Below are 26,616 nucleotides of genomic sequence, written 5' to 3' on the forward strand. Positions count from 1 at the left end.
GTCACCGCAATCGTAGGAGAAGTACGTGAGTAAGCGACTGGGTAGGGCGCTCGTCGGGCTGAGTGCGAGTGCTTTGGTGGCGTTGACAGTTGCGGCGCCGGCCGGAGCGGAACCGAATGATGCTCCGGGTGCTGTCGTGAGTCGGGAGTTACTCGGTCCCGATCGGGTGATCCCGGGTGCCGTGAGCGCGACAAAGGTGACGTACTGGTCGACGGGCCCGAAGGATGCGCCGATGACGAGTACCGGTGTGGTGTATCGCCCAGAGGGGGCTCCGCCCGAGGGTGGTTGGCCGGTCATCTCCTATGCGCACGGAACGGTGGGTGTCGCGGATCAGTGTGCGCCGAGCAGCAGTGATCCGCTCGAACGGACCGCGACGCATCTGGGTCACTGGCTGGAGCAGGGATACGCGGTGGTGACGACCGACTACGTGGGGCTCGGAACACCTGGTGTTCACCCGTATCTCGACGGTCGTTCCGCTGCACACAGCGTTGTGGACATGGTGCGCGCCGCTCGTGCGGTCGACGACGACCTGTCGAGCGAATGGGTTGCGATGGGACAGTCGCAGGGCGGGCAGGCGACTATGTTCACCGCTTCGCTTGCCACTGATTACGCGCCGGAGTTGGACTACCGCGGCGCTGTCGCCACTGGTGTCCCCTCGAACATCGAAAATCTTCTACCGCTCGGTGGTCCGGCTTTCCCGGCGCTTCCGCTCAAGGGTACGACGGTCTACATCGCGAACGTTCTTGACGGACTGCGTGCTTCGCGGCCGGACATCGACATCGACTCGTATCTGACCCCGCTCGGCAAGACCATCCTCGACGACGTCGAGAACAACATGTGCTACACCGAGGCGCGCACGAAGTACGGAACCGTCACACTCGGGCAGGTGCTGACGAAGTCGCTGGACAACCCAGTATTCATGGAGGCTGCGCGTGAACTGCTCACTGTGCCGACCGCAGGATACGACCGCCCGTTCTTCATCGGTCAGGGGTTGTCGGACATCGATGTTCCGGCACCGCTGACACTGAAGTTCGCGGCTGACCTCGCTGCCAACGGTGTGGACTTTGCATTCCATACCTATCCCACTGATCATCTGGGGACCGTCCCGGCTTCGGTTCCAGACAGCACTCCCTTTGTCGCGGCGCTGTTCTCTGGTCGACAACCCTGTACCGGAAGCCTCTGCTGACCAAGGTTTTTCAGAGGACCCCCACTCCGTGAAGGTAGATGTCGATCGGGATCCGAAGTTGCCGAACGGTTTCGCTGGAGTGAGGGTCCCGGCTACGTGATCCGAGACAATAGTCGAAGATCAAGCCCTCCAGTAGGCTCAGGAAATTTGCGGCAGAGACATCAGGGTTGTCAACGCCAACGGTTTCGAAGACGGGTCTTGCCTTCTCCAACGAAAACAGACTGCCTTCGAGGAGTTGGTGCAATGCCGAATCTCGGGGAGTTTCCAGGAGCAGTGCATAGCGCGCGATCAATTCGTGTCTGCGGTGCGAGAGAAGATCGTCGAGATACTCGGCCGTCAGGGCAGCAGGATCGCTGGGCCTCTCGCGGAGTTCGTCGAAAGTCGAACGTGACCGGTGCACGATGTGCAATGCGGTTGCTTCGAGAAGTGCCTCGCGAGTGCGGAAATAGTACGACGTCGAACCGGCAGGAAGTTCCAGGAACTGATCAACCGCCCGATGGGTGAGTGCACGCGGGCCCTGCTCGGCGATGATCGTGACGGCGGATGCCGCAATGAGGGCTCTGCGATCGGGATTCATGTCGTTCCTTGCTTTCGATGTTGCATGCTGCAGATGGTGCGTCGTGAGGGTCACATTGACTCGATTTGCCTTCGGTCACTAGCCTCGACTCTACAGATGTAGAGGAGCCTCATGTTACTGGACGAAGAGCAGTTGGCGGCACATGAAGCCCTCGATGCACTGCGGGCCCGAATCTCGGGCGGTGAGGTCGGCGGAGGGATCTACCTCTGGGGTAGCGTCGGCCGCGGTAAGACGATGCTCATGGACGAGTTCTACGAGAGCATCCGAGTCGGCAAGCAGCGCATTCACTTTCATCGGTTCTTTGCAGATCTGCACTCTCGGGCGCACGAACTCGGGTCGATGGGCGCGGCACTGGACCACGTCGTCGACGGAATCCGCGTGCTCTGTTTCGACGAGTTCCACATCGACGACGTCGCCGACGCCATGTTCATGGCAAGGGTTCTCGACACAATCGTCGCGAAAGGTGTGACTGTTGTTGTCACGTCCAATGTCCCGCCGACCGATCTTCTTCCGAATCCGCTTTTTCACGAGCAGTTCGTTCCGTCGATCGAGTTGATCGAGCGGACTCTCGAGGTGATCGAATTGGGTGGCTCCGTCGACTATCGGACGGCGGGTCAGCCAGGTGCCGGAGACTACCGTTTTGCGACAGGGGAATTCCTCGTCGGCTCGGGAATCACGTGGCCTTCGGGCGAAAGTGTCGAATTGACGATAGGCACACGCACATTGGAGTGCTCGGCGATTCGAGACGGTGTTGTCTGGTTCGACTTCGAGGTGCTGTGCGCTGGTTCGACCTCGGCTGCCGACTATCTCGAGCTTGCCTCCCGCTTCGACGACTGGGTGATCTTCGGAGTACCGGTGCTCGCCGAAGCTTCGGAATTTGCCCTTCGCCGTTTCGGAAATGTCGTCGATGTTCTCTACGACGTCGATGCGCGACTGACGGTGTATGCCGCTGCCGGTGTGGAGGACGTTGCGGGCAGTCTTCGGGACGTTCCCGGATTGGCGCGCCTCTACAGTCGTCTGTCGTTGCTCGCGAGGACGGAGATGGACAGCGTCAACGGGGACGGACAGCGTCAGTTGAGGAGTAGCGTCAATTCCAGGTGAGGCCGCCGGTCGCGGCGCTGGGCGTGAGCCCGAACATACTGTGGCAGATACGGTTGAGATGGGCGCTGTCGGTGAAACCGGCCTCGTGTGCACTGGTTGTCAGAGTTGCGCCACTGCTCATCACTTCCATGGCACGTCGTAACCGTAACCAGCGGATGTAGGTCGAAAAGCTCATCTGCAGTTGATCGTTGAAGATTCTTCCCAGCCGTCCGGGCGAGATGGAGACCAGGGCGGCGATGTCCGTCAGTGTGACCTGCCCCGAGATTCTCTCGGGAAGTAGCGTCAGGGCATGCTCGAGGGCCGGGTGAAGAACGCCTAAGTTCGACGCCTTTTCGTGTTCGGATAGTGAATCGATCAGCCTCGCTGCGTATTCCAGATCCGAATCAGCGCCGCGGTCCGTCATCGCTACTGCGGTCTGCCCACGGTCCGACCAGTCGGCCACACCACCGCGGCCCGGCTCCGGTGGCCTGATGCGCAGACCCATCCCGGTGGTGGAGTCAACGTAGATCGCCCGTCCCCGCGCACCCTCGGAGGCGGACAACGCGTGGACCGCCCCGGATGGAATGACCACGGACCGCACGACTTCACTGTGGCCGTCCCCGTCCGTGACCGTGACGTCCCCGTCGTCGATGATCATGATCTGAACAGCGGCGTGCGAATGCATGTGCGCGGATCCCACTGCGCCGGTGAACATGAGAATTCCGGGCTGCATGTGGACGGCGCCGGACCAGGTCATGTCGGAAATCATAGTGACGACCCTGACAGAGCTCGGGGTCCGGTCATCCTCCGGTAGGACCGAGCTCAGTCCGAAGATCGTGCGCTGGGCCGATGTGTTCGCGAGGGGTTCACGAGAAGGTGGAATCATGAACAACGCACAAGCACCCGCAGTCCTGTCGGTCCATGCGCTGGGCAAGTCGTACGGCGACGTTCCGGTGCTCCGAGGTGTATCGCTGGAAGTGCGCGCCGGTACTGCCACGGCCATCATGGGTCCTTCAGGATCGGGGAAGTCGACACTGCTGCATTGCATGTCAGGAATCGTCAAGCCCGACTCGGGAGCAATCTTGCTGAGCGGCAGGCATATCGAGAACCTCGGTGAGAACGACCGCAGCCGGCTCCGACGGGAGTCGTACGGGTTCGTTTTTCAATCGGGCCAACTGTTGCCGGAGCTTCCGGCGATCGAGAATGTCGCGCTGCCTCTCGTACTCAACGGGTTGTCCATCGCAGAAGCCAAGCGGACGGCGCACGGCTTCTTCGCGCCCTTGGGGCTGGATGGGCTGCAGGATCGTCGCCCGGGTCAGATGTCGGGTGGGCAGTCGCAACGTGTCGCGATTGCGCGAGCGTTGGTGACCAAACCCGCCGTTCTCTTCGCGGACGAGCCGACCGGTGCCCTCGACGCGCAGACGAGTTGGGAAGTGATGAGGGTGTTGCGTGATTCGGCTCAACAGATCGGTTCTGCGTTGGTCGTCGTCACTCACGATGCCGAAGTCGCTCGGTGGTGTGATCGCACGATGATGATGCAGGCCGGTTCGCTCGTCGGGACACAGGTGGCGGCATGAAGGCCACAGCGCGCGTTGCATTGATGACGGTGCGCGGTGAAGGGCGAAAGGCCTTGAGTACCTTCGCGCTCCCAGTGTCCGCATTTGCCGCCTCGACGACGTTGTTGCTGACGGTGCTCGGCGGCTACGGTGCATTCGCGGGCAGATCGAGCGAACCCGAAGCCGAGGCGTACCTAGCGCTCGCAGGGGTTGCTTCGGTGTTGATGATCGTTCCAGCCGTCACTCTCGGTCTGGCGGCGGCCCGCTTGGGCGCGCGCCGTCGCGACGAACGACTCGCCTCGCTGCGACTCATCGGATCCACCCCTCGCCAGATCGTTGCGCTGTGCGCTGCGGAATCGGGTATCCAGGGCTTGGCCGGTGCGTTGATCGGTGTGGTGGGATACCTCCTCGCGTTGCCGCTCGTAGCTCTCTTGAGATTTCAAGGTCGGACATTCGAGTGGAGTGAGCTTTGGGTAGGCGCACTTCCGCTGGTGGGCATCGTATTCGGAATGACCATCCTGGCTGCTTTGACGTCGATGCTCGGGATGCGCCAGGTGTTCGTGAGCCCGTTGGGCGTCACGGCGGGCAATCCCAGCGCCGCACCGAAGATGATCTTCGCTGTGGCTGGGGTGGGGGTCCTTGTGGGATGGAGTGCATTCGGGGGCTCCGCGGCAAGCATCGCGGCAATCCTGGTGGGCCTTGGTCTCTGCTTCGGCGTTGTTGCGTTGGTCGGTCCGTTCGTCATTTCGCTGCTTGGACGGATCATGCTCAAATGCGCCAAAGACGGTGCTTCGCTGATTGCGGCGCGTCGGGTCTTGGATAATCCGAAGGCTGTGTGGCGCACGGTCAGCGGTGTGACGATGGCCAGCTTTGTTGCCGCAGGCACATCTCTCCTCGCCGCGATAGGCAACGGGGAAGGACAGGATTTGCAGCCAGGGCAGGAGTTCCTGTTCGCGGACATGAGAACCGGGGTGTTGTTCACTCTCGGAGCAACATTCACGTTGGCGGCCATCTCGTCTGCGCTCACCCAGGTATCCGGGATCCTCGACAACCGTGAGCTGTATCGGAGTCTGACTTTGGCCGGCACACCTGTCGAGGTGATGGACAGCGCCCGCGTGAGGCACGTTCGCACTCCCGTGGTGGTGATGGCACTGGCCGGCGCCGGCGCTGCACTGCTGTTCCTCTTCCCGCTGGCAGGGGCAGCCGTATTGACCACTCCGATGGCGCTGGTTCAGTTGGGCGTCACCCTGGCTGTGGGGATCGCGTTGGTGTTGGCCAGTGCGTTTGCAGCCAAGCCCGTCATGCGACGGGTACTCGCGGGCTGAATCTCCACCGATCGTCCGTCAGTTCTGTTTCCGGAACGGTTCGGCCAACTGGCCGAGGTAGTCGTCCGGGTAGTCGGGTTTGGCCGCCATTCCGAGATCGTCACTGCTGAAGCGCTTTTCCGGATCGAAAGAATAAGTGCGGAAAAGGTGATCCCAGATCAGAGTGAACAAACCGAAATTGACGTCACCGATTCCCGCCCACTTCAGGTGATGGAATCGGTGGCCGGCGTTGAGGGCGAGTATCGGACGCAGGGGGCCGATGCGGTAATCGGCATTCGAATGCTGAAGCAGGAGTTGGACAGCGACACAAACCGCGAGCGCCGAGGCAACCGGTACGGGCATCCCGAGGAGGATCAGTGGCAGGACGCCACCGGCGGTTTCGAAAGTCTGATGCACGGGGTGCTTCATCAGTCCGTTCATACCGTAGAACCGTTCGAGGCTGTGATGAACCGCGTGGAAACGCCACAACCATCCAACCTTGTGGCTGATCAAATGCACCACGGTGATGCCGAAATCGGCAACCAACACTGCGAAGACGACCTGAAGGACAAACGGAAGACCGCTCGGCCACAGCCCGTCGAACGGAATCACCGCGGCCATCAACGGGATTACCGCGACGCTGACCAAGATGAGGGATTCGTTGACAAACGCATGGACAGCGTCGCGAAACCTGTCCGGTCCCGGGGCATTCCACGAAGATTCGTAGGGAAGCGCCCGTTCGGCCGCGAAAGAGCAGGCCACTGCGAAGAGAATCAATGCCACCAGTGACCATTTCGGCGCGCCGGATGCCGCCAGCGCGATTGCGGCTCCGTTGATTCCCAAGAGCATGAACGGGACGTACCCGTATCTGACGATGAAGGTGAGCATGTGATCGATGGTGCTCGATACTGGTGGCTCTCGACTTGTACGAATCGGTCGACTTTCAGTCAACCGAAAACTGCCATTCGTATGTCCGGGCGGTCCGAGAGGTCCTCTGTCAACGCCGTCGCAACCCGTGAGTTGGTCTCGACCGCGCGGAAGGTTGTTGTAGCGATGTCGATGGCCAACGTACGTTGATCGTTTTCGTCGAGTCGGGGAGTCGTTGCTGTGCAAGGCGAGTGGGGATTCTTCGAGGGGTCTGCGTCGTCGATACTGTCGGCGCGTCCGTTCGACGGTGACCATTCGGTGTTGAAGAAGTTGTGATTTGCGCCCGCAATGGTGATGAGGACGGTGTTGCCCTGTGGTGCGGGGCGTCTGCCCTCGACGTACCCACTCGGGTCCCTGGCCACGTCTCCGTCGCAGGTGCCTTCGGTGATGACGGTGGGAATGTCCGGCAGTGCCGGCAGCTGACCTTTGATGGGTAGGACGGGAGCCAAAAGGAGCATCGCGGAAATCGGAAGTAGTGGCGGCGATCCCGCGTCACCCGAGGCGTACCGCGCGACGGCGTCGCCACCTCGTGAATGGCCGATCAACCCGATCGACGCAAGATCGAGTTGATCGGTGAAAACCTCACCGAAAGGGCCCGAGTCTTCGCGGTTCCAGTCGCGCCACAACTCGGTGTGACGATTGAACACGGCTCCGGAATGATCGGTATCAGCACTGGCGACAGTCGAATTGGCTGAAATTGAGACGACGACGTTGCCCTGAGCCGCCAATGCCGCACCGAGGTAACCGAAACCGAGAAACGACGGCGTCCGTTCATTTTCCGAGCGGCAAGGCCACGAATCGCCTGGGTCTGAGCACGGCTGACGTCCACCGTGCTGGAGGAAGATGAGGTGTTCATTTCCGGCGGCTTCCTTCGAGAAGTACACCACTGCTCGAAGTTCCTCGGTGTCACGTCCTTCGGCGCCACCAGCCAGAGTTATCGCAGTTGGGTGCTCCTGGTACACCGCTGTCCGTACACCGGGAGTTGGATCAGCGAGCCACTCGACGCTGATCGGTCCGACCTGTTCACTGGAGCAGGCGGTGGCCGTCGAGACAAGCAGGGCGGACACCGTCCACAGCGGTACACGAATCACACGAGAAGCAGCCACTCGTCGATCATGCCCGAGTCGCCCGTGCAGACCTACTTCGTCAGTACGGTCGCGAGTGCAGCGCTCAGATACGGAGTGATGTTCTCGACGACCCGCGTCACGATCGCAGTGGCAACGTCAGCGGGTTGCAGTGGCACCGACGGCGTCTGCGGCAGTGCCGGGGGAGCAGGCGGAGCGGGCTCGGACATCATCGGCGTATAGGTGTTGTGCTTCGTGAAGTAGCCGAAGACCGAATCCACGAACACCTCGGGCGCATCACGCGGCTTGGGCATGTTGCAGATGCCGTCACCCTCGATGCAGACTTCCTGCACTGCAATGTCTCCGAATCCGCCGCGTGCTCCGGACATCGTCGCTCCCGGAACGACATTGGGCACTACGGTTTCGATGCCCCCGGCCGAGTTGCGAGGGTCGGCGTAGAGGACGCCTTCGACTTGCGACTGCGGAATGGATCCGTCGCGTGCGATGTCACCGAGAACGTCGCCGGCAATACGCGCTCCCTGTGAGTATCCGGTGACGACGATCTCGCTGCCCGGGCACTGAGCGTGGAAAGCGTTGACTTCAGTGCGAAGCGTCTGGGCGCCGGCGGCAACGCTCTGGTCGTACGTCTGATCGCCGAGCGGCCAGAAGCTGGCGGGGTAGGTCACCGGCTTGGAGGCGTAACCCTGGGCCACGTAGCGGTCGGTGACGGGTTGCGTCGTTTGTCCCGTCGGATCCCACGTTCCGCCGACCGCGAATACCGCACCGGCAGGGCACGACCCACTGTCATTCGGGTCCGCTCCGGCAGGCACCGACATCACAAGAGTCACCCCCGCTGTGACTGCAACCGTGCATGCCACTGACATCGCGTATTTCCTCATCGGGCCTGTCCCCATCTATCTACGTTCTCGTTCACTGGCGAGACAACCCGCGGTCCGACGCGTTTCGTTCGGTACTGAAGAGAATGGTGATGGGGCGATAAGTCCTGGAGGTAATCCGTGCGTAAACAGGAAGTTGCCGACCGACGCTGTTTGCTACCAGCGTGTGTGGCGCGTCACGGCGTCGGGACCTGCGGTGGGTGATCCGGTTCGAGGAGGGTTCCGATCGCCTTGCCCATCGGCACGGCGTTGTTGAGGTCCGCGTTGGTTGTCGGCCCGAGCGTGGCGTAGACGACGATCGTCGTCTTCGAGTCGGGGTAATAGAGCGCAAGCCCGTTGTAGCCGCCGTACGACGGGTTCATCACCAGCCAACCGTCGAGGTGCCCGGTCCCGAAGGAAAAGAACTTGTCCGCCGTCATACTTCCCAAGCCCGCAGTCGTCGGCGCCATCTGCTGCTCGAAAGCCTTGTCGGAGAGCAACTCTCCCGTTCCGAGCGCGCGCACCCACTTTCCGACGTCGGCGACAGGCGCGTTCATGTTTCCGCTGTGCAGGAAAGCCGTCGGATTCCAGAAAGTGGAGTCTTCGAATACTCCGCGTTCATTGGTGTAGCCGTGCAGGATCGGCTCGTCCATCTGCGACGTGAGCACAACGCTGCTGTGATCCATCCCGAGCGGATCGAAGACGCGCTGCTGAAGTAGGTCGCCCAGCGGTTTTCCAGTCGCTTTCTCCATGACGTCGCCGAGCAGCGTCAGGTCGCTGTGCGCGTACGCCCAACTGGTGCCGGGTTCGAACAGCGGTGGGCGGGAGTTGGCAAGATTCAGGATCTCCTCAGAAGTCCAGCCCTTCATCGGGTTGTCCGTGAAGAGTTTGAGGAACTGTGGATCGGTCACGTAGTCGGAGATGCCCGACGTGCTGTTTGCCAGCATTCGTGGAGTGATGGTGTCTGCGCGTGGAAAGTTCGGTTCCCACTTCGCGATCGGTTGATCGAGAGGAAGCGTTCCCTCTTCGTCGAGTTGCAGCAGAACTGTCGAGAGCATCGGTTCCATCGGCTGACCGACGCGCAACTGCATGTCGGTTGTCGCCGGAACTCCGATAGGGGACTCTCCGACGGCACCGAGAGCAATCTCGTCGTCGCCCCGCCACACTCCGAACACGGCGGCACTGAGGCCCAAGTCGGCCACCTGACGGCGGACGAGGTCCGCGATCTCGGTGGATTCCTGACTGCTCGCGGTGCTGGGAGATGCGCTGCTCGTGTTTGTTGCCGAGTCCTCGTCGGAACTGCACGCAGCGGTTGCAATGGCAACGGTCAAGGCGATCGACAGAGCAGCTAGCCGCACCCGACTGCGGTGGTGGGAGGAATTCATGCCTGCGATCCCTTCGATGTGGAAATCGAGCAACCGACGCCTAGCAATGTCCCAATTGACTGAATTTAGCGCAGTCCGAAGGGGGAGGGAACAGATTGACGGTTAGGGGTGACTGCTACTCCCAGTGCCTGATCACGTCAGTCCTCAGTCCGGCGTTGCGTCCGATTCCGCTCGTCGGTCCTGCGCTTGCTGGAGCTCGGCGTTGATGCGACGAGCCTCGGTGAGTTGGTCTTCGAGGATGATGATGCGGCAAGCCGCGTCGAGCGCCGTGCCGTTGGCTACGAGTTCGTGCGCGCGGGCCGCGATGCGCAGCTGGTACCGGGAGTAGCGGCGATGTCCGCCCTCAGAGCGTTGTGGGGTAAGCAGTTTCGCGGCATCGAGGCTACGAAGGAAAGCTTGCCTGACACCGAGGATCTCGGCCGCATGTCCCATGCTGTACGCAGGATAGTTCTCGTCGTCGAATCTGCCGGAGGGGTCCCCCGGTGGTGTATCTGCCGGAATGGCTCGCTTCTTTCGCTGAACGGACGGGGCCCCCGGCGCGAGGTGCGCCGGGGGCCGGATGGGGTTGAACTTACTTACATAACTGCATTCTTTCGAACTTCCGGACTCGCACAAGACATCCGGTAGCCGCTTTGAAGGGGGGGTGCCGGGTCCGACTACACACTCACACACGAATTCGGCCCCGGCACGTCCCTGCCCTGCGGTACTGCTTGCGGGTAGTTCATCTCTCCCGCATCTCTTGACTCGTTCCTTGCTACGAGAAAAAAGATACAACACCCTCGTGAGAATGTCTACCCTGACCGCTATAGATATTTTGTTGCGAACTTTCTAGGTATCGGAGTTCAGGAACGGCCTGGTCACCGGGGGTGAGAGCGCTCCATGTGAGTCATGGGAGATGAATCTGGGACAATGCTCCGATGCGAAATACCCCGAAGTCCGAGTCGTTGTTGCGCGCCCGCGCGGAGAGGGAAGAGCGCACCGGCTCCTCCGAGCATCCCGCTGGTGGCGCGTCGAACCCCGGAGAGGACTCGTCGTCGTCCGAGCCGGGGGCGCGCAGCGACAGCGCCACGATTCGGTCGGCTCGGTCCGAGCTCTCAACTCATGCCAGGGCCGTGGAAAGTATGCACGAGGCGATCCATCCTGATCGCGATTGAGTCAGTTACCTGGTCGGGATGCGGGGGGACTCCTTCATCCCGCTCACTGCAACGCACGACGGCCGCCGCACTCCCGAAAGTAGGGGAGTGGCGACGACCGTCGAGTTGGCAGAGTGCGTGCCCGGTGCTTGGACCTCAGGGCAGCAACTGGTCCAGGAAGGTGTTGCTGAAGACCTTGTGCGGATCCAACGCGTTGTATGCGGCGTTGGCGGTGTCCCAGTTGTCGCTCGATGGGACGCCGTCGCGGTAGGTCTGGGGGAGGCCCTGGGTGATGATCGGGGCGTCGGTGTACGGCTTGTCGGGGCCGAACGCCCAGCCTTTGGACCACTCGGGGCGGAAGGTGGCGTCGTTGTTGTTGTAGTGATTACGCATCCACTGTTCCATTTCGCGGTAGAACGCGAACATGCCGGGGGTTCCGGGGACGCCGAGGACGTTGAGCCAGATGGCGGTGTCCCATTCCGGATGGTCGGGGCGCGGGCGCATGGCCGAGATGGTGGGGGCGCCTGCCGAGTCGACCTCGACGTCCGAGGGTTGATCGAGGCCGCAGCAACGGATTTCGACGGGGCCGTTGAGGGGGAACTGTCCGATAGAGCGGTAGTACTCCATGCGGCCGTTGAACCACTGGGTGAAGTCGTGGATGACCTGGCCGATGTTGGCGCGGGAGGTGATGACGGCTCCGCCGCCCTCGGTCAGACGAAGGGTGGTGGCCCGGATGTAGAACTGGACGTCCTTGGACCATCCCCACAGGTCGTTGGAGAAGGTCGCGGCGAGTCCGGCAACGGTGGTGGCGTACATGATCTGCCCGAATGCCGGTGCGATGCCCGGGTTTCCGGCGTTGATCTGCCCGATCATGTCGGTGACCGGCTCCGGGAGGTTGTCGGAGAAGATGTAGTTGTAGGGCCCGGTCACCTCACGCGAGAACGGCGGCTTGGTGGGGGCAAGTGACCACACCTTCATCCACGGGCGTTCGGTGAAGGGGTACCAGATTGCTTCTGCGCGACCGTTTTCGCGGACGAACTTCTCGAAGGTGCGTCCGGACGCTCCGCGGGCACCGAAGAGTTCCTGCCAACCGATGTCGGTGTGGCTGACGCAGCGCATGCGGTAGTTGGGAGCGGCCTGCAAGGTCACGGAGGTGAGGAAGGTGCGTCCGAGGTGAGTCAGCAGCGGCTTGATCGCTGCATCGCTACGCGCGTACGTCTCGAGCGCGTACTCACTGCCGTTCCAGACCACTGCAGTCAGGGAGGTGACGAGGTTGGAGAGGGAGCCGAAAGTCTGTCCGGGAACGTGTGCTTCGCCTTCGGCGGGGAGCGCTGCACCGTGAGCGTCGACGGCGAGGCAGCCGGCGATGGTCAACACACCCGGCGCCGGCAGGTTCGCGAACCCGAGGCCCTGTGCCTGCAGTGCGGTGGTGATGGCGTCGAGGGTCGCGCCGGGTCCTGCGGTGACGGTGGCCGGGCTGCCACCGGCGTTGACGGAGACTCCGGTGAGGTGGACCGTGGTGTCGGCGAGGATGACCTTGTCGACCGGCGCACCGTTGACTATGGTCAGCGGCGTCCAGCCGTGCATGGCACCGCGGGGACGAATGGTGTAGCCGTTGGCATGACCCCAGTTAGCGAGGCGGACTACGTCTTCGGGCGTCTTGGGTGAACAGGTCCAGATCGCGTCGAGCATGATCTCCTTGGACCAGTTCTGATATGCCTGCTGGTACAGCGCGATGCCTTCGGGGAAGGCAGGCGGCGGCGTGAGGGTGGACACGGGACCACCCGCGGAGCCGGAAGAGCCGGCGGGGACGGCATAGGCCGGCGTCCAGCCGGCGAATGCGGTCGCTGCCACGGCGCCGGCTCCAGCGGCCATGAAACCTCGTCGGGACAGTCGGAACTTTTCGTCTTGTGCCGTCATCTTCGGGCTACTCCATCGGGTTCGAGAACTACGGTGAGTTCTAACAGGTGGGTATCAGACAGGTTGGTATCAGACAAGAGTGAGAACTACGTCAGCCAGGGCAGGAGCTTCGCGCTCCAGTACGGAAGCTGAGATCAGGAGTCGCCCATTGTCTTTCCAGATCTGGATACTCAAGTTCTCGCCGGGAAATACGACCCCGGCAAAGCGGGCCCGAAATCCGGCTACCCGACTGCTGTCGCCGTCGAGCATGGTATCCACTGCGGTCTTGCAGACCATTCCGTAAGTACACAGTCCATGCAGGATAGGCGCTGGAAAGCCTGCCGCGGAGGCGAATTGCGGATCCGAGTGCAACGGATTCCGATCACCACACATCCGGTACAGCAAAGCCTGCTGTGGAAGCACAGGCGTCACCACTGTCTCATCTGCTTCGCGATCCGGAAGCGTAATCGACTCCGACGGACCACGTTCACCCCCGAAACCACCCTCGCCGCGGGCGAAAATGGACGAGCGAGCTGTCCACAGCGGGTTGCCCTCGGCGTCGACCGTGACGGATTCCTGCACGATCACCGCGGCCTTGAACTTGTCCCAGACCTCGGCGATTCGAGTTGTGGTGCGGCCACTTCCACTTGCCGGAATCGGCTGATGGACAGTGACTTCCTGGCTCCCGTGGACTACCTTCGCCAGATCGATTTCGACGCCGGGGAACGAGACCTTCGGCGCTTCGGTGGCGTGGAAGTTGGCGGCGACGGTGGCAAAGGTGGGTAGTACCTGAGGCTTTTCGTCGTCGAGGTATCGAAGCTCGTTCGGATCGAGCGGCCGAGCACCTGCCCCTAGTGCCAGGTGGTAGTGCTGCACGTCCGACGGGGTCCATGAGAACTCGTGTGGCGCAAGCTCGGCGCCGAGTGCGATCTTCGGATCAATTGGCATGGTCGACCGCCGTCTTTTCAGCTGCCGGTGCCTCGGTGCTCTCGGCCTTCTTCGCACGCTCGACGATGTCGAGTACGGCCAGGTAACCGAAAGTCATTGCGGGGCCGATGGTCGCGCCTGGTCCGGCGTAGGTGTGGCCCATGACCGGAGCGCTCGCGTTGCCAGCGGCGTAGAGGCCGTCGATGGCGCTTCCGTCTTCGCGTAGTGCTCGGCCGTTGACGTCGGTGCAGATACCACCCTTGGTGCCGAGGTCACCCGGAACCATCTTGATGGCGTAGAACGGAGCCTTGCTGATTTCGGCGAGGCTGGGGTTCTTCAGTCGGGGATCGCCGTAGTACGCGTCGTAACCACTGTCACCGCGTCCGAAGTCCTCGTCCTTGCCGTTGCGTGCGAAGCCGTTGAACCGGTCGACGGTTTCGGTCAGCGATGCGACGGGAAGCCCTGTCTTCTCGGCCAATTCGGCGATGGTTCCCGCCTTGACCACGATGCCGGCCTTGAGCCAGCGGCCGGGGAAGGGGGAGCGGGGAGTGATACCGGCAAACGTGTAGCGGTTGCGGTAGCGCTGATCGAGAATCATCCACGTCGGGATGTTCTCGCCGGCGCCTTCGCCCTGACCGTACTCACCGCCGTACATCGCATGGGTTGCCTCGACGTACGGAGCAGCCTCGTTGCCGAAGCGCTTGCCCGACATGTTGACCATCATGCAGCCCGGGAGGGTGCGCTCGGAGAGAGCGAACCATGGTCCGCCGGTCAGCGGAATGGACGGGCCCCACCAGGCGTCGTCCATGAAATCGACTGCAGCGCCGACTTCTTGGCCTGCGCGGATACCGTCGCCGGTGTTTGCCTTCGCACCGACGGTCCATTCGGTGCCGATGGGTGCGCGTTGGTACTTCTCACGCATTTCCTTGTTGTGCTCGAATCCGCCGGATCCCAACACAACTCCGTGGCGAGCGCGGATGACCTGCTCTTCGCCGTCGACGATGACGTTGACGCCGCGAACTGCGCCGTCTTCGGTGTACAGGGAGGTCAGCGGGGTGTTCAGCAGGATGGGTACTCCGGCGGACTGAAGTCCGAGTCGAATACCGGCGACCAGTGCCTGGCCGCGAACCAGCAGATCCTTCTTTGTGGCCTTGGCTGCGAGGAATCGCATGCCGACCTTCATGGCGCGCAGGGGTCCGCGAGGATTGCGCATCAGGAGGTTGAGCCACTTGTAGTCGGCCTGGGTGATGACGAAGTTCTTGGGGGCCTTGACGTAGTCGGGCTCGAGGTTCTTGCGGTCGGCGCCCAACTTGTTGCCGTCGAACGGGGTGGGCTCGACACTGCGGCCACCGAGGCGTCCGCCGGGAGCTTCCGGGTAGTAGTCGGAGTAGCCGGGCACCCACTGCAGTTCGAGAGGGCTGTTCTTCAACACGAACGAGAGCATCTCGGGACCGCGCTCGAGATAGGTGTCGATGCGTTCGGGAGCGACGACGTCGCCGATGATGCTGTGCAGGTAGGAACGTGCGGCCTCCGGGGTATCGGTGACACCGTCCGCCTGAAGTGCCTCGTTGTTGGGGATCCAGACCCCACCACCGGAACGGGCGGTCGATCCGCCGTAGTGGGCGGCTTTCTCCACGATGACCACACTCAAGCCCTGGTGGGCTGCGGTCAAGGCCGCTGTCATACCTGCGGCACCACTGCCGACGACGACGATGTCGTATTCCTGCTTGCTCATGTAGAACACGTTATAGAATGATGGGGGTGTCAGTCCATGCTTTCTGCCAGGAAGTATTTCCGGACGTTGTCATTGATAACGAAACACGTTGCAGTGGGATTGAGGATGGTGCGGTGTGACCTGGGATACTTCGGTTGACGTCCTTGTGGTCGGGTTCGGTGTGGCGGGCGCCAGTGCGGCGCTCGAAGCGGTAGCGGCCGGTTCGTCGGTTTTGGCGATCGACCGAGCACTCGGTGGTGGTGCCAGCACGATTTCCGGAGGAATCTACTACGCCGGCGGCGGCACCGTGATTCAAAAGGAAGCCGGTGTCGAGGACAGTCCCGAAGCCATGCTCGCCTACCTGAACCGCGAGGTCGGTGACGCGGTGACGCCGCAGACTCTGCGCCGGTTCGTCGACGAGAGCCCGGCGTCGATCGACTGGCTGCGCAGTCACGGCGTGCCGTTCGAGGCCTCACTCTGTCCGTACAAGACGTCGTACCCGAGCAACAAGCACTACCTCTACTTCTCGGGTAGCGAATCTGCCGGCGGGTTCCGTGACATCGCAAAACCTGCTCCGCGCGGCCATCGCGCCAAGGGGCGTGGCACGTCGGGAAAGATGCTCTACGCCCCTCTCGCGAAGTCCGCGGAGGCCAAGGGCGTCCAGTTGCTCGGCCAGACGAGAGCGGACCGGCTGATCATCGAGGACGGCCGGGTGATCGGCGTCGAAGCACTGACGCTTCGTGACGCACCTGCCGGAGTTCGTCGGCGTCACGCGACGCTCGGATCTCTGTCCTCCAAGCCCGGCGTCTACGCGCCGCAGTTGCGCACGATTCTCGACGCACTCATCGCGAAGATCGAGAAGAAGCACGCCAAGCGGATTCGCATCCAGGCACGCGGCGGCGTGATCCTCAGCGCCGGCGGCTTCGTGTCCAATCGCGAGATGATGCGCACCCATGCCCCCGCCTACAAGGGCGGTATCCCGCTCGGCACCTCCGGGGACGACGGCAAAGGCATCAACCTCGGTATCGAAGCCGGGGGAGCCACCGACAAGCTCGGCAATGTTTCCGCCTGGCGATTCATCGTCCCGCCGAGTGCATTTCTCGGTTCCATTTTGGTGGGTGAATCCGGTGCGCGAATCGTCGACGAGTCACGTTACGGTGCCGCTCTCGGTCAGGCGATGGCAGAGAAGAGCAACGGAATCGGTTGGCTGCTGGCAGATTCCGAACTCGTTCGCGAAGCGAAATCGCAGATCAGTGACCAGTCGATGTGGTTCCAGCGGGTACAGACCACCGGCATGATGCGTACCGCAGTGCGTGGCAACACCATTGCCGAGGTCGCCCGTAAAGCGGGGATAGGCGTCGCCGGCCTTCAAGCCACCGTCGACGCGCACAACTCCGCTGCCGCTGCCGGACAACCTGATCCGATGGGCAAACCGTCGGACTTCGTCAGGCCGATACTGTCTGCGCCGTTCACGATGTACGACGTCTCGATCAAGCCCAACATGATGAATCCGTGCCCGATGCTCACGCTCGGTGGATTGGTGGTCGACGAATCGTCCGGCATGGTGAAAAACGAGGCCGGGGAGGGTATCCCTGGCCTGTATGCCGCCGGCCGTACCGCCGTCGGTATCTGTTCCAACTCGTATGTGAGCGGCTTGTCGCTCGCCGACTGCGTGTTCTCCGGACGACGAGCCGGTCAGCATGCAGCCGCATTCTCCACAGTCGGAAAGGCCTGAACGATGCTCTCGACGCAGATCCGCGGCGAACTTGCCGACCATCTTGATTCGGCGGAACGGGATCGCGCTCCGATCAGCCCGCTGATCGCCACGTATCCGGACATCGACGTCGTCGACGCCTACGAGATCCAGCTCATCAACATCAGGCGTCGTGTTGCCGGTGGCGCAAAGGTGGTCGGACACAAGGTCGGACTCTCGTCACTGGCGATGCAGCAGATGATGGGCGTCGACGAGCCAGATTACGGTCACCTGCTCGCCGAGATGGAAGAGTTCGAGGACCGTCCGGTCGACACGTCGCGCTTCTGCTTCCCACGCGTCGAGGTGGAGGTCGCCTTCATTCTGGGAGCAGATCTGCCGGGCGCCGGGTGCACCGAACAAGACGTCATCGACGCCACTGTCGCCTATGCGCCGTCCATCGAGTTGATCGACAGCCGGATCAAGGACTGGAAGATCGGCCTCTCGGACACCATCGCGGACAACGCCTCATCCGCCGGGTTCATTCTCGGCAAGGAACGAGTTCGCCCGTCGGACATCGACATCAAGGCGATCGATGCGGTTCTGACCTGCAACGGCGAGCGGATTGCGGAGGGGCGCAGCGATGCGGTTCTCGGGAACCCGGTCACCGCTGTCGCATGGTTGGCGCAGAAGGTCGACACGTTCGGAGTTCGGCTCAAGGCCGGCGACATCGTTCTGCCGGGTTCGTGCACGCGAGCGATCGACGCTCATCCAGGCGACAACTTCCGAGCCGAGTTCAGCGGCCTCGGTTCCGTCTCTCTTCAGTTCACGTAGGAGTAGTCATGACCAAGGCAAGTGTGGCGATCGTCGGATCGGGAAACATCAGTACCGATCTGTTGTACAAACTGCAGCGTTCCGAGTGGCTCGAACCGCGATGGATGATCGGAATCGATCCCGAGAGTGAAGGATTGGCGCGCGCCCGCAAGATGGGACTCGAGACCTCCGCCGAGGGTGTCGACTGGTTGCTGAACCAGGCGGAGAAACCGGACCTGGTCTTCGAGGCGACGTCGGCATACGTGCACCGCGAGGCAGCACCACGCTACGAGGCCGCCGGTATCCGTGCCATCGACCTGACTCCGGCCGCGGTCGGCCCGGCTGTGGTTCCGCCCGCGAACCTGCGTGAGCACCTGGACGCACCCAACGTCAACATGATCACCTGCGGTGGGCAGGCAACCATTCCGATCGTCTACGCGGTATCGCGAGTCGTCGATGTGGCGTACGCCGAGATCGTCGCCTCCGTTGCATCGTTGTCCGCCGGCCCGGGAACTCGCGCGAACATCGACGAGTTCACCAAGACCACCAGCCGCGGTATCGAGACCATCGGCGGCGCACAGCGCGGCAAGGCGATCATCATCCTCAACCCCGCGGACCCGCCGATGATCATGCGCGACACCATCTTCTGCGCTGTCCCCGAAGACGCCGATCAGGCCGCGATCACCGACTCCATTCACCGCGTCGTCAAGGACATCCAGCAGTACGTGCCCGGCTACCGGTTGCTCAACGAACCGCAGTTCGACAAACCGAGCGTCGTTTCCGGTGGCTATGCAACGGTCACCACGTTCGTCGAGGTCGAAGGTGCAGGCGATTTCCTGCCGCCGTACGCGGGCAACCTCGACATCATGACGGCAGCAGCCACCAAGGTGGGCGAGGAAATCGCCCAGAAGCTTCTGAGTGTGAAGGCATGAGCGACATGATTCATTTCGATTCGAGCTGGGACATCCGCGTCACCGACACATCGCTGCGCGACGGCTCCCACCACAAGCGTCATCAGTTCACCGTCGAAGAAGTACGGGCCATCGTCGGTGCGCTCGACGGAGCCGGAGTGCCGGTCATCGAGGTCACTCACGGCGACGGCCTCGGCGGGTCCTCCTTCAACTACGGCTTCTCGAAGACTCCCGAGCAGGAACTGATCAAAGCTGCAGTCGAGACGGCGACCAACGCGAAGATCGCCTTCCTGATGCTGCCCGGGTTGGGCATCAAGGACGACATCGTCATCGCGCAGGACAACGGTGCGTCCATCTGCCGCATCGCAACTCACTGCACCGAGGCCGACGTATCCATCCAGCACTTCGGTCTCGCGCGTGAGCGTGGACTCGAAACAGTCGGATTCCTCATGATGGCTCACTCGATTCCGCCGGAGAAGCTGGCCAAGCAGGCTCGCATCATGGCCGACGCGGGTTGCCAGTGTGTGTACGTGGTCGACTCGGCCGGCGCGCTGGTACTCGAGCAGGTATCCGATCGCGTCGAGGCGCTGGTTCAGGAACTCGGCAACGACGCTCAGGTCGGCTTCCACGGCCACGAGAACCTGGGCCTGGGCGTCGCCAATTCCATTGCGGCAGTTCGTGCGGGAGCCAAGCAGATCGACGGTAGTACCCGTCGGTTCGGTGCCGGCGCCGGCAACGCCCCGGTCGAGGCCTTCGTCGGTGTTTGCGACAAGATCGGCGTCAAGACCGGTATCGACTTCTTCGCCATCGCCGATGCAGCCGAAGATGTTGTGCGCCCGGCAATGCCGCAGGAATGCCTGCTCGATCGTCAAGCGCTGATGATGGGCTACGCCGGCGTGTACTCGAGCTTCCTCAAGCATGCCGAGCGTCAGGCCGAGCGGTACGGAGTGTCGTCCGCGGAACTGTTGGTGCGCGCAGGCAAGCGCAAGTTGGTCGGCGGCCAGGAAGATCAGTTGATCGACATCGCGCTGGAACTCCAGCGCGAAGCAGCGGCTTCCTAGGCCATGGCAGACGTACTGGCCGGAAAAGTGGCCTTGGTGACCGGCGCGTCCTCAGGGTTGGGGCGCGCCGTCACCGAGATCCTCCACCGCAGGGGCGCAAAGGTTTTCGGTATCGCCCGTGACAAGGAAAAGCTGCGGCAGTCGATGGTCGAGGTGGTCGGCACGGACGGTGAGCGTCGTTACGCAGCGACGGACGTCTCGGATTCTGCTCAGTGTGATGCGGCCGTGCAAGCGTGTGTCGACGCGCTCGGTGGTATCGACATCCTCGTCAACGTGGCGGGATCGCACTCGCTTCGTCACACGGCAGACATTGCGGATTCCGAATGGGCACATGACCTTGCGGTCAATCTGAACGGACCGTTCTTCCTTTCCCGAGCAGCACTGCCGCACTTGCTGGAACGGGGCGGCAACATCGTCAACGTCTCCTCGATCGCGGGGCTGGAAGGGCAGGCGTACTCGGCTGGATACTGCGCTGCCAAGCACGGACTCATCGGACTGACCCGTGCGATGGCGATGGAGTTCACCGGAAAGTCTCTGCGTGTCAACGCAATCTGCCCCGGCGGCATGATGACTCCTCAAGTCACCGGATTCACCTTCCCCGACGGAGTCGACTTCGATCTCGTCATGAAGGTTGCGTCGCCGCGTGGCTTGATGGAAGCCGAGGACGTTGCGAAGATGGTGGCTTTCGTGGCCTCCGACGACGCCTCGGCGATACACGGGGCCGTCTACTCGGTCGACAACGGAAAAATGGCATGAACCCGTTGGTCTCGGGACCGATCTTCCAGATCTGCTGGGTGGTCGAGGACATCGAGGCTGCCGAACAGGAGTTCACTCGGCAGTGGGGAGTGGAGCGGTGGCTGCGTATGCCAGGCATCGTCTTTGGCCCCGAGACCACAACGTATCGCGGGGAGCCCGCGGACTATGTCGTGCACGTATCGATCGGATATGCGGGCAGCCAACAGCTCGAGCTGATCCAACCAGTATCCGGACGCAACCTGTACACGGAATTCCTGGAGACTCACGGCGTCGGAGTTCATCACATGGCTTGGGTTCCAGACGATTACGAGGCGACGTTGCTAGAGGCCGAGCGTCGCGGAATGTCGGTGGTGCAACAAGGTCGGGTAGAGGGCGCCGGCATGGAGTTCTCCTACCTCGATGCCGGGCCATTGGGTGGATACGTCGAGTTGATGAAGCTCTCACCCGAGATCCGGTTGATGTTCGCTTCGCTCATTCCTGATTGACGGCAAACACTTTTGCGAAGTAGTCGGAAACGTTCTCCGGGTGACCACGGAATCCGAGGTAGCCGTCGGGGCGAATGACCAGCGCCGCCGTACCTTCCACCCCATACGCGGCGCATAGCTGCGAGTCGTTGTCCTCGATGATAGGCACCAACGAATCGACGGTCACGGTTCCCGGTGGCACTATCGCGTAGACGTCCAACATGCGGTGCGCTGATCGAATGGCGGCGTCGGCGACCTTCTCGAGGCTGTTGATGCTCTCTGCGGATCCGTCCGAAGTCAGCAGTAACGTGTGGTCGACTCCGGACAGCAAGTCGAACAACCGAATTGGATACTGCACACCGTCTCGGCGCATCCCGCGGGCATCGGGTGCACGCTCGCCCGGTTGAACGTGTGGACTCGAAGAATCACGCCCGGTGTTCAGCGGACTCTCCGAGTAGTCGATCAACAATTGAGCCTGGCGCCGCATTGCCGTGTCGATGGAGGACTCTCCCGAACCGATTCCTTCTCGAGCATTTCGGACGGTCATCCCAACGACTTCTTCACCGACCGGCCGTCTTTCGGCGTCGTAGGTCTCGAGAAGATCTGTTGTTGCAACGCCTTTGACGGCGAGCGCTACCTTCCATGCGAGATTGTGGGCGTCCTGGATCCCGGTGTTCATGCCCTGCGCGCCAGTCGGGGGATGGATGTGCGCGGCGTCGCCGGCGACAAAAACCCGTCCGCGACCGTAAGCGTCGACGATGCGGTGGCTGATGCGGAAGACCGAGGACCATCGCAGCATCGAGGCGGTTGTCGGTTCTGGGGACAGTCTGTCGAGCACAGCCTGGATGTGATGGAGTTCAGGTGTCTTGCCGGTTGAAAAACCGTGTTGTACAGCGGCTTTGTTCGACGATTCGTCCGGCATCAACTCGTCCGGAACGAGCATCGACATGCGGTACCGCTTGTGTCCGGGAAGCGGGATGCAGACGAGTAGGTCGTCGGTGGTTCCGTCGTCGGCGGTGTGGTTGGCGCGTACGGAGTAGCCGCTGGGTATCGACCAGTCGACCTCGACGTCGCCGAGCATGTAGCTTTCGGCAAACGCGCCGCCCTCGAAGCTCAGTCCCAACCCTTTGCGGACCACGCTGTGAGCGCCGTCGGAACCCACCAGATACTGGACATTCACGGTGCTGCCGTCGCTGAGTGTGCAGGTGACGGCGCCGTCGGATTGTTCGAATGCGGTGAGACCGACTCCGCGTTCGACGGTTGTCCCCAGCTCGGCGAGGCGCTCGGTGAGGATGCGCTCCGTCGAGTACTGGGGGAGGCAGAGGAACCAGTAAGGAACGTCCTCGGGGAGGGTGAGGTCGACGCGGGCGACCTCGACGCCGTTCGTGTACATGATCTGACCGCGCATCAGTGTCGAGGCGTCGAGTGCCTGGCGGAGCACCCCCATGTTCTCGAAGAGCTCGAGAGTGCGTGGCTGAATCCCGACGGCTTTCGCGTATTGCCGCGGTTCGTCGAGGGGGTCGACTATTCGACAGGAGATGCCGCGTCTGCGCAGCTCGATCGCGGTGGTCAAACCGATCGGGCCGGCGCCAGCTACCAATACGTCGGTATCCATGAGGACCCACTCACGTCGGGGACAGTCGGTCATTTCAGTATGGGTAAGCGAACTTTTGTTTTGGGGAAATTGACCCAAATCGGACATTGAGTGACTGTGTTTCGCGCTGGACTGTCCGAACGCGCACCGACTGTTTTGCGCTATTGCCCGGGTTCGAAGCCGAGCGAGATTCGCCTACATAGGAGCGCGAGTTCAGCCTCGTCGACGCGTGGCGCCTCGTCCCATGAATCGACGTCGTTCCAGCTCACTGAACTCGGAGCACCGAAGGGCCTGACGAAAACGTGCTGATGAAAGTGGGGGACGCTTCGCCCGGCGATCGCGGAGAACACGAATTCGGGAGTCAATTCCGAGTCGAGGACACGTGAGACGCGCCAGACTGCGCGCGCGACGGCGAGTGCTTCAGGTTCGGATAGTGAGGGCAACCCGGACACGTGTCGACGGGTCTCGACGAACACATATCCAGGAACCGAACGTCCGTGTGGTGGAGGGGGCCGATGGGAGACAACAACGAAGTCGTCCTCGAATATTCGAGGGCTGACGAGCGGGCCTGTTCCTCGGTGTTTGGCGCATATTGCGCACGTTGACGTCCCCACTTCACTTTTGTACCGAGTGCGGCGCGGTGATGGAAGATTTGCGATCAGCCCGACCGGAGGGTTTACCAAAGTGTACAAATCAGCATGTTTGTAAAACTTTTACCTTCAAAATCATTGACAAAAGACCGCAATTTGTCCACTCTCTATACATAGATGTTGTTCGTGTCGCGGGTTGCCGCGCAGGACGCACTCACTGATCCGAACGAGAACTGGAGAATTCGATGGCGGCGTTGGTGTACACCGAGCCAGATGGTCGGCTCGCAACTTGGAGAGACCGGAAACGCTACTTATGGCTGTTGGCGCTGATTCCGTCATCGGCAACTTTCATCGCAGTGGGGCTTGTTACCGCCACCGGATGGAATGTCTTCTGGTGGACCGGCCCACTGATTGCGTTTGCTCTCATTCCCGTCATCGACATTCTGGCGGGTGAGGACGGGAAGAATCCGCCCGACGAGGTGATCGACGAACTCGAGAACGACCGCTTCTACCGGTGGTGCACCTACGCCTATCTGCCGCTGCAGTACACGGCCTTCTTCCTGTCCTGCTACATCTGGGCGCGTTGGGATTTGAGCGTTCTCTCCAATATCGGACTCGCAGTGACGATCGGTGTGACGGCCGGAATCGGCATCAACACCGCCCACGAACTCGGGCACAAGAAGGAGAGCGTCGAGCGCTGGTTGTCCAAAATCGTTCTCGCACAGAGCGCTTACGGCCACTTCTACCTCGAGCACAACCGTGGCCACCATGTTCGAGTGTCGACTCCGGATGATCCGGCGACCTCGCGCTTCGGTGAGACCCTCTACGGTTTCTGGCCGCGCAGCGTCGGCGGGGGATTGAAGTCGGCCTGGCATCTCGAGAAGACCCGCTTCGAGCGTTTGGGCACCACACACTGGAGCATCAAGAACGACGTGCTCAATGCCTGGCTCATGTCTGTAGTCCTGTTCGGTGTCGCGCTTGCAGTGTTCGGGATCGGCATTGCGCCGTACCTCGTGATCCAGGCCTTCATCGGGTTCTCGTTACTCGAAGCGATCAACTACCTCGAGCACTACGGACTCCTGCGTCAGAAAACCGCAAGCGGACGGTACGAGCGATGCACGCCGGCACACAGCTGGAACAGTGATCGCATCTGCACCAACGTCTTTCTCTATCACCTGCAGCGGCACAGCGATCATCATGCGAATCCGACACGTCGCTACCAGGCGCTTCGCAGTATGGAAGAGGCCCCTCAGCTCCCGAGCGGCTACGCCAGCATGATCATGCTCGCAACAGTCCCGCCCCTGTGGCGCAAGGTGATGGACCACCGCGTTCTCGAGCACTACCGAGGTGACATCACTCAGGTCAACATCGCGCCGAAGAAGCGCGCCAAGATCCTCGCGGCCTACGGGGTGAATGCATGAACGCCTATATCTGCCCGATCTGCGACTACACGTACACCGAATCGACAGGCGCTGCGCGAGAGGGCTTTCCGCCTGGCACGCCGTGGTCGAGTATCCCGGACGATTGGTGTTGTCCCGACTGCGGCGTCCGCGAGAAGATCGACTTCACTCTCGTCACACAATCCTGATCGAAATACCCACCGGCGAAGGGAAAACCGATGTCCGAGACTGCCACTACATACAAATTGTTCCGCTGCCTCCAGTGCGGGTTCGAATACGACGAAGCGATCGGCTGGCCCGATGACGGTATCGAGCCGGGTACTCGCTGGGACGAGATTCCCGAAGACTGGTCCTGCCCTGATTGTGGTGCTGCCAAAGTCGATTTCGAGATGGTCGAGGTGGACCGCTGATGACAGCGGTCAGTGAACCCGACACCCGGACCGTGGTGATCGTGGGCACGGGCATCGCCGGTTCCGGTGCTGCGCAGGCCCTACGCAAGGAAGGGTTCGGCGGCAGCATCATCCTGATCGGCTCCGAAGCGGAGGAGCCGTACCGACGTCCGGCGCTGTCGAAGGAACTACTGTCCGGGAAAGCGTCGATCGATCGGGTTCGGTTGCGACCGCCGACTTTCTGGACCGAGCAGGGTATCGACCTTCGGATCGGCGTGACTTCCACGAGTATCGACACAGATTCCCGCACAGTATGTTTAGTCGACGGGGACAGCATCGACTACGACGTTCTGATTCTTGCCACTGGTGGACGGCCCCGACGGTTGACCGCGGAAGATTCTGAGCGCGTTCACTATCTTCGGGATATCGCAGACATGCGACGCTTGCAATCCCAGCTGATCGAAGGATCCTCGCTATTGGTGGTCGGCGGTGGCTTGATCGGATCGGAGGTGGCGTCAACGGCACGCGACTTGGGTTGCAGTGTGCAGGTTCTCGAAGCGCAACCGCTGCCCCTGTCCAGACTGCTTCCACCGTCGATAGCGGAGAAGATCGCCGCGCTGCACAACTTGGCCGGCGTCGCCTTGCAGACGGGGGTCGACCTCGAGGCGCTGACGACAGGTGTCGACGGTGTCACCGCACGTGCGCGTGACGGGCGTGAGTGGACTGCGGACTTGGCCGTCGTCGCAATCGGATCCTTGCCCGATACCGATATGGCTGCTGCTGCGGGTATTGCGGTGGACAACGGGATTTCGGTAGACCGATACCTCCGGACCTCCGTCATTGATGTGTACGCGATCGGCGATGTGGCCAACGTGCCCAACGGTTTTCTCGGCGGCATGCACCGTGGTGAGCACTGGAACACTGCGCAGGACCACGCAGTTGCAGTTGCCAAGACCATCGTCGGGAAGGAAGAACCCTTCGAATCCGTCCCATGGAGTTGGTCGAACCAATTCGGCCGCAACATTCAAGTAGCGGGTTGGCCAGGCGCGGACGACACCGTGATTGTTCGAGGAGACTTGGACTCCTATGACTTCACTGCGATCTGCATGCGCGACGGAAATATCGTCGGTGCTGTGAGCGTGGGCCGGCCGAAGGACATTCGCGCCGTCCGAACCCTTATCGAACGCTCCCCGGACATCAGCGCCGACGTACTCGCCGATTCGAACAGGGATCTGACCGAACTTGCGGCGGGTCTTGTCGCCTCACCGGTGCTCTGAGTTCGTGACTTCTGTGGCTTGCGTGTCCACCGTTTTGACACCGA

26 protein-coding genes are annotated in these 26,616 nt (G+C 61.8%); 15 read left to right on the top strand and 11 right to left on the bottom strand.

Annotated features, from left to right (window positions below):
• Positions 1-25 precede the first annotated feature (25 nt).
• The gene (locus RA302_RS03870) at positions 26-1,186 is read left to right on the top strand and encodes a lipase family protein (protein ID WP_166501819.1); all 1,161 of its coding nucleotides are present in this window, start codon (positions 26-28) and stop codon (positions 1,184-1,186) included.
• Between the two features lie 10 nt (positions 1,187-1,196).
• Here the strand turns inward: RA302_RS03870 and RA302_RS03875 are convergent, their stop codons facing one another.
• Positions 1,197-1,763: a TetR family transcriptional regulator gene (locus RA302_RS03875; RefSeq protein ID WP_238054127.1), complete on the bottom strand. Its 567-nt coding sequence runs from the start codon at positions 1,761-1,763 to the stop codon at positions 1,197-1,199.
• Positions 1,764-1,874: 111 nt separating this feature from the next.
• On the opposite strand from RA302_RS03875, the gene zapE reads away from it, so the two are divergent.
• Positions 1,875-2,864 (top strand): cell division protein ZapE, encoded by a 990-nt coding sequence (gene zapE / locus RA302_RS03880; protein WP_166501820.1) that lies wholly within the window; start codon positions 1,875-1,877, stop codon positions 2,862-2,864.
• On the opposite strand, the gene RA302_RS03885 is transcribed toward zapE, so the two are convergent.
• Positions 2,851-3,600 carry an AraC family transcriptional regulator gene (locus RA302_RS03885; RefSeq protein ID WP_166501821.1) on the bottom strand — a complete coding sequence of 250 codons (750 nt, stop codon included), beginning with the start codon at positions 3,598-3,600 and terminating at the stop codon, positions 2,851-2,853. The genes zapE and RA302_RS03885 overlap by 14 nt on opposite strands.
• On the opposite strand from RA302_RS03885, the gene RA302_RS03890 reads away from it, so the two are divergent.
• Both RA302_RS03890 and RA302_RS03895 read left to right on the top strand, forming a co-directional pair.
• Positions 3,575-4,420, top strand: coding sequence for an ABC transporter ATP-binding protein (locus RA302_RS03890; protein WP_029254452.1), 846 nt, complete (start codon positions 3,575-3,577; stop codon positions 4,418-4,420). The genes RA302_RS03885 and RA302_RS03890 overlap by 26 nt on opposite strands.
• A complete protein-coding gene (locus tag RA302_RS03895; protein WP_070796381.1) occupies positions 4,417-5,724 on the top strand; it encodes an FtsX-like permease family protein in 1,308 nt (435 codons plus the stop codon). Before RA302_RS03890 ends, RA302_RS03895 begins: the two co-directional genes overlap by 4 nt.
• An 18-nt stretch (positions 5,725-5,742) precedes the next feature.
• Here the strand turns inward: RA302_RS03895 and RA302_RS03900 are convergent, their stop codons facing one another.
• From RA302_RS03900 to RA302_RS03920, 5 genes are all read right to left on the bottom strand, one after another.
• On the bottom strand, positions 5,743-6,591 hold the full coding sequence (locus tag RA302_RS03900) for a sterol desaturase family protein (RefSeq protein ID WP_019746874.1): 849 nt from the start codon (positions 6,589-6,591) through the stop codon (positions 5,743-5,745).
• Positions 6,592-6,650: 59 nt separating this feature from the next.
• On the bottom strand, positions 6,651-7,736 hold the full coding sequence (locus tag RA302_RS03905) for a hypothetical protein (RefSeq protein WP_166501822.1): 1,086 nt from the start codon (positions 7,734-7,736) through the stop codon (positions 6,651-6,653).
• Between the two features lie 32 nt (positions 7,737-7,768).
• Entirely contained in the window at positions 7,769-8,578 is an 810-nt protein-coding gene (locus tag RA302_RS03910; protein WP_020968420.1) for a PE-PPE domain-containing protein, read from the bottom strand.
• Positions 8,579-8,766: 188 nt separating this feature from the next.
• Entirely contained in the window at positions 8,767-9,954 is a 1,188-nt protein-coding gene (locus tag RA302_RS03915) for a serine hydrolase domain-containing protein (protein WP_069146967.1), read from the bottom strand.
• Positions 9,955-10,098: 144 nt separating this feature from the next.
• Positions 10,099-10,386 (bottom strand): MerR family transcriptional regulator, encoded by a 288-nt coding sequence (locus RA302_RS03920; RefSeq protein ID WP_020906139.1) that lies wholly within the window; start codon positions 10,384-10,386, stop codon positions 10,099-10,101.
• Between the two features lie 485 nt (positions 10,387-10,871).
• Here RA302_RS03920 and RA302_RS03925 point away from each other — a divergent pair, with 485 nt between their 5' ends.
• The gene (locus RA302_RS03925) at positions 10,872-11,108 is read left to right on the top strand and encodes a hypothetical protein (RefSeq protein ID WP_125461407.1); all 237 of its coding nucleotides are present in this window, start codon (positions 10,872-10,874) and stop codon (positions 11,106-11,108) included.
• A 135-nt stretch (positions 11,109-11,243) separates the two neighbouring features.
• Here the strand turns inward: RA302_RS03925 and RA302_RS03930 are convergent, their stop codons facing one another.
• The 3 genes from RA302_RS03930 to kstD all read right to left on the bottom strand — a co-directional run bounded on the left by RA302_RS03930 (position 11,244) and on the right by kstD (position 15,648).
• A complete protein-coding gene (locus RA302_RS03930) occupies positions 11,244-13,007 on the bottom strand; it encodes a cholesterol oxidase substrate-binding domain-containing protein (protein ID WP_020906140.1) in 1,764 nt (587 codons plus the stop codon).
• 69 nt (positions 13,008-13,076) lie between these two features.
• Positions 13,077-13,934 (bottom strand): MaoC/PaaZ C-terminal domain-containing protein, encoded by an 858-nt coding sequence (locus tag RA302_RS03935; protein WP_338479464.1) that lies wholly within the window; start codon positions 13,932-13,934, stop codon positions 13,077-13,079.
• Positions 13,924-15,648 carry a 3-oxosteroid 1-dehydrogenase gene (kstD, locus tag RA302_RS03940; protein ID WP_153213500.1) on the bottom strand — a complete coding sequence of 575 codons (1,725 nt, stop codon included), beginning with the start codon at positions 15,646-15,648 and terminating at the stop codon, positions 13,924-13,926. Before kstD ends, RA302_RS03935 begins: the two co-directional genes overlap by 11 nt.
• A gap of 115 nt (positions 15,649-15,763) precedes the next feature.
• Here kstD and RA302_RS03945 point away from each other — a divergent pair, with 115 nt between their 5' ends.
• The 6 genes from RA302_RS03945 to RA302_RS03970 are packed head-to-tail and all read left to right on the top strand — an operon-like array spanning position 15,764 to position 21,343.
• Positions 15,764-17,362, top strand: coding sequence for an FAD-binding protein (locus tag RA302_RS03945; protein ID WP_166501825.1), 1,599 nt, complete (start codon positions 15,764-15,766; stop codon positions 17,360-17,362).
• 3 nt (positions 17,363-17,365) lie between these two features.
• Positions 17,366-18,151 (top strand): 2-keto-4-pentenoate hydratase, encoded by a 786-nt coding sequence (locus RA302_RS03950; RefSeq protein ID WP_003945480.1) that lies wholly within the window; start codon positions 17,366-17,368, stop codon positions 18,149-18,151.
• Positions 18,152-18,159: 8 nt separating this feature from the next.
• The gene (locus RA302_RS03955; protein ID WP_060938441.1) at positions 18,160-19,062 is read left to right on the top strand and encodes an acetaldehyde dehydrogenase (acetylating); all 903 of its coding nucleotides are present in this window, start codon (positions 18,160-18,162) and stop codon (positions 19,060-19,062) included.
• Entirely contained in the window at positions 19,059-20,102 is a 1,044-nt protein-coding gene (gene dmpG / locus RA302_RS03960; RefSeq protein WP_020906144.1) for a 4-hydroxy-2-oxovalerate aldolase, read from the top strand. The genes RA302_RS03955 and dmpG overlap by 4 nt, the downstream gene beginning before the upstream one ends.
• 3 nt (positions 20,103-20,105) lie before the next feature.
• Complete coding sequence (locus tag RA302_RS03965) at positions 20,106-20,858, top strand: SDR family oxidoreductase (RefSeq protein ID WP_166501826.1); 753 nt, start codon at positions 20,106-20,108, stop codon at positions 20,856-20,858.
• Positions 20,855-21,343 carry a VOC family protein gene (locus tag RA302_RS03970; protein ID WP_020906146.1) on the top strand — a complete coding sequence of 163 codons (489 nt, stop codon included), beginning with the start codon at positions 20,855-20,857 and terminating at the stop codon, positions 21,341-21,343. Before RA302_RS03965 ends, RA302_RS03970 begins: the two co-directional genes overlap by 4 nt.
• On the opposite strand, the gene RA302_RS03975 is transcribed toward RA302_RS03970, so the two are convergent.
• The gene (locus RA302_RS03975) at positions 21,330-22,937 is read right to left on the bottom strand and encodes an FAD-dependent monooxygenase (protein ID WP_238054128.1); all 1,608 of its coding nucleotides are present in this window, start codon (positions 22,935-22,937) and stop codon (positions 21,330-21,332) included. The two genes, RA302_RS03970 and RA302_RS03975, sit on opposite strands and share 14 nt — an antisense overlap.
• Before the next feature lie 814 nt (positions 22,938-23,751).
• On the opposite strand from RA302_RS03975, the gene RA302_RS03980 reads away from it, so the two are divergent.
• From RA302_RS03980 to RA302_RS03995, 4 genes are read left to right on the top strand one after another with little or no spacing between them, the layout of a single operon-like run.
• The gene (locus RA302_RS03980) at positions 23,752-24,927 is read left to right on the top strand and encodes an alkane 1-monooxygenase (RefSeq protein WP_019746899.1); all 1,176 of its coding nucleotides are present in this window, start codon (positions 23,752-23,754) and stop codon (positions 24,925-24,927) included.
• The gene (locus tag RA302_RS03985; RefSeq protein ID WP_081098331.1) at positions 24,924-25,094 is read left to right on the top strand and encodes a rubredoxin; all 171 of its coding nucleotides are present in this window, start codon (positions 24,924-24,926) and stop codon (positions 25,092-25,094) included. Before RA302_RS03980 ends, RA302_RS03985 begins: the two co-directional genes overlap by 4 nt.
• Before the next feature lie 30 nt (positions 25,095-25,124).
• Entirely contained in the window at positions 25,125-25,316 is a 192-nt protein-coding gene (locus RA302_RS03990) for a rubredoxin (protein ID WP_060938438.1), read from the top strand.
• Positions 25,316-26,572, top strand: coding sequence for an FAD-dependent oxidoreductase (locus tag RA302_RS03995; RefSeq protein ID WP_141487778.1), 1,257 nt, complete (start codon positions 25,316-25,318; stop codon positions 26,570-26,572). The genes RA302_RS03990 and RA302_RS03995 overlap by 1 nt, the downstream gene beginning before the upstream one ends.
• Positions 26,573-26,616: the final 44 nt, after the last annotated feature.

Origin of the sequence: Rhodococcus sp. DN22 (assembly GCF_036669995.1) — a bacterium.
GTDB classification, from domain to species: Bacteria; Actinomycetota; Actinomycetes; order Mycobacteriales; family Mycobacteriaceae; genus Rhodococcus_F; species Rhodococcus_F erythropolis.

What these genes read in the sequence shown, in the direction of transcription:
- RA302_RS03875 (WP_238054127.1), bottom strand. Translation starts at nt 1,763, where the DNA reads ATGAATCCCGATCGCAGAGCCCTCATTGCGGCATCCGCCGTCACGATC.
- zapE (WP_166501820.1), top strand. Translation starts at nt 1,875, where the DNA reads ATGTTACTGGACGAAGAGCAGTTGGCGGCACATGAAGCCCTCGATGCA.
- RA302_RS03890 (WP_029254452.1), top strand. Translation starts at nt 3,575, where the DNA reads ATGTGGACGGCGCCGGACCAGGTCATGTCGGAAATCATAGTGACGACC.
- RA302_RS03885 (WP_166501821.1), bottom strand. Translation starts at nt 3,600, where the DNA reads ATGACCTGGTCCGGCGCCGTCCACATGCAGCCCGGAATTCTCATGTTC.
- RA302_RS03895 (WP_070796381.1), top strand. Translation starts at nt 4,417, where the DNA reads ATGAAGGCCACAGCGCGCGTTGCATTGATGACGGTGCGCGGTGAAGGG.
- RA302_RS03900 (WP_019746874.1), bottom strand. Translation starts at nt 6,591, where the DNA reads ATGCTCACCTTCATCGTCAGATACGGGTACGTCCCGTTCATGCTCTTG.
- RA302_RS03910 (WP_020968420.1), bottom strand. Translation starts at nt 8,578, where the DNA reads ATGTCAGTGGCATGCACGGTTGCAGTCACAGCGGGGGTGACTCTTGTG.
- RA302_RS03915 (WP_069146967.1), bottom strand. Translation starts at nt 9,954, where the DNA reads ATGAATTCCTCCCACCACCGCAGTCGGGTGCGGCTAGCTGCTCTGTCG.
- RA302_RS03920 (WP_020906139.1), bottom strand. Translation starts at nt 10,386, where the DNA reads ATGGGACATGCGGCCGAGATCCTCGGTGTCAGGCAAGCTTTCCTTCGT.
- RA302_RS03925 (WP_125461407.1), top strand. Translation starts at nt 10,872, where the DNA reads ATGCGAAATACCCCGAAGTCCGAGTCGTTGTTGCGCGCCCGCGCGGAG.
- RA302_RS03930 (WP_020906140.1), bottom strand. Translation starts at nt 13,007, where the DNA reads ATGACGGCACAAGACGAAAAGTTCCGACTGTCCCGACGAGGTTTCATG.
- RA302_RS03935 (WP_338479464.1), bottom strand. Translation starts at nt 13,934, where the DNA reads ATGCCAATTGATCCGAAGATCGCACTCGGCGCCGAGCTTGCGCCACAC.
- kstD (WP_153213500.1), bottom strand. Translation starts at nt 15,648, where the DNA reads ATGAGCAAGCAGGAATACGACATCGTCGTCGTCGGCAGTGGTGCCGCA.
- RA302_RS03950 (WP_003945480.1), top strand. Translation starts at nt 17,366, where the DNA reads ATGCTCTCGACGCAGATCCGCGGCGAACTTGCCGACCATCTTGATTCG.
- RA302_RS03955 (WP_060938441.1), top strand. Translation starts at nt 18,160, where the DNA reads ATGACCAAGGCAAGTGTGGCGATCGTCGGATCGGGAAACATCAGTACC.
- dmpG (WP_020906144.1), top strand. Translation starts at nt 19,059, where the DNA reads ATGAGCGACATGATTCATTTCGATTCGAGCTGGGACATCCGCGTCACC.
- RA302_RS03965 (WP_166501826.1), top strand. Translation starts at nt 20,106, where the DNA reads ATGGCAGACGTACTGGCCGGAAAAGTGGCCTTGGTGACCGGCGCGTCC.
- RA302_RS03970 (WP_020906146.1), top strand. Translation starts at nt 20,855, where the DNA reads ATGAACCCGTTGGTCTCGGGACCGATCTTCCAGATCTGCTGGGTGGTC.
- RA302_RS03975 (WP_238054128.1), bottom strand. Translation starts at nt 22,937, where the DNA reads ATGGATACCGACGTATTGGTAGCTGGCGCCGGCCCGATCGGTTTGACC.
- RA302_RS03980 (WP_019746899.1), top strand. Translation starts at nt 23,752, where the DNA reads ATGGCGGCGTTGGTGTACACCGAGCCAGATGGTCGGCTCGCAACTTGG.
- RA302_RS03985 (WP_081098331.1), top strand. Translation starts at nt 24,924, where the DNA reads ATGAACGCCTATATCTGCCCGATCTGCGACTACACGTACACCGAATCG.
- RA302_RS03990 (WP_060938438.1), top strand. Translation starts at nt 25,125, where the DNA reads ATGTCCGAGACTGCCACTACATACAAATTGTTCCGCTGCCTCCAGTGC.
- RA302_RS03995 (WP_141487778.1), top strand. Translation starts at nt 25,316, where the DNA reads ATGACAGCGGTCAGTGAACCCGACACCCGGACCGTGGTGATCGTGGGC.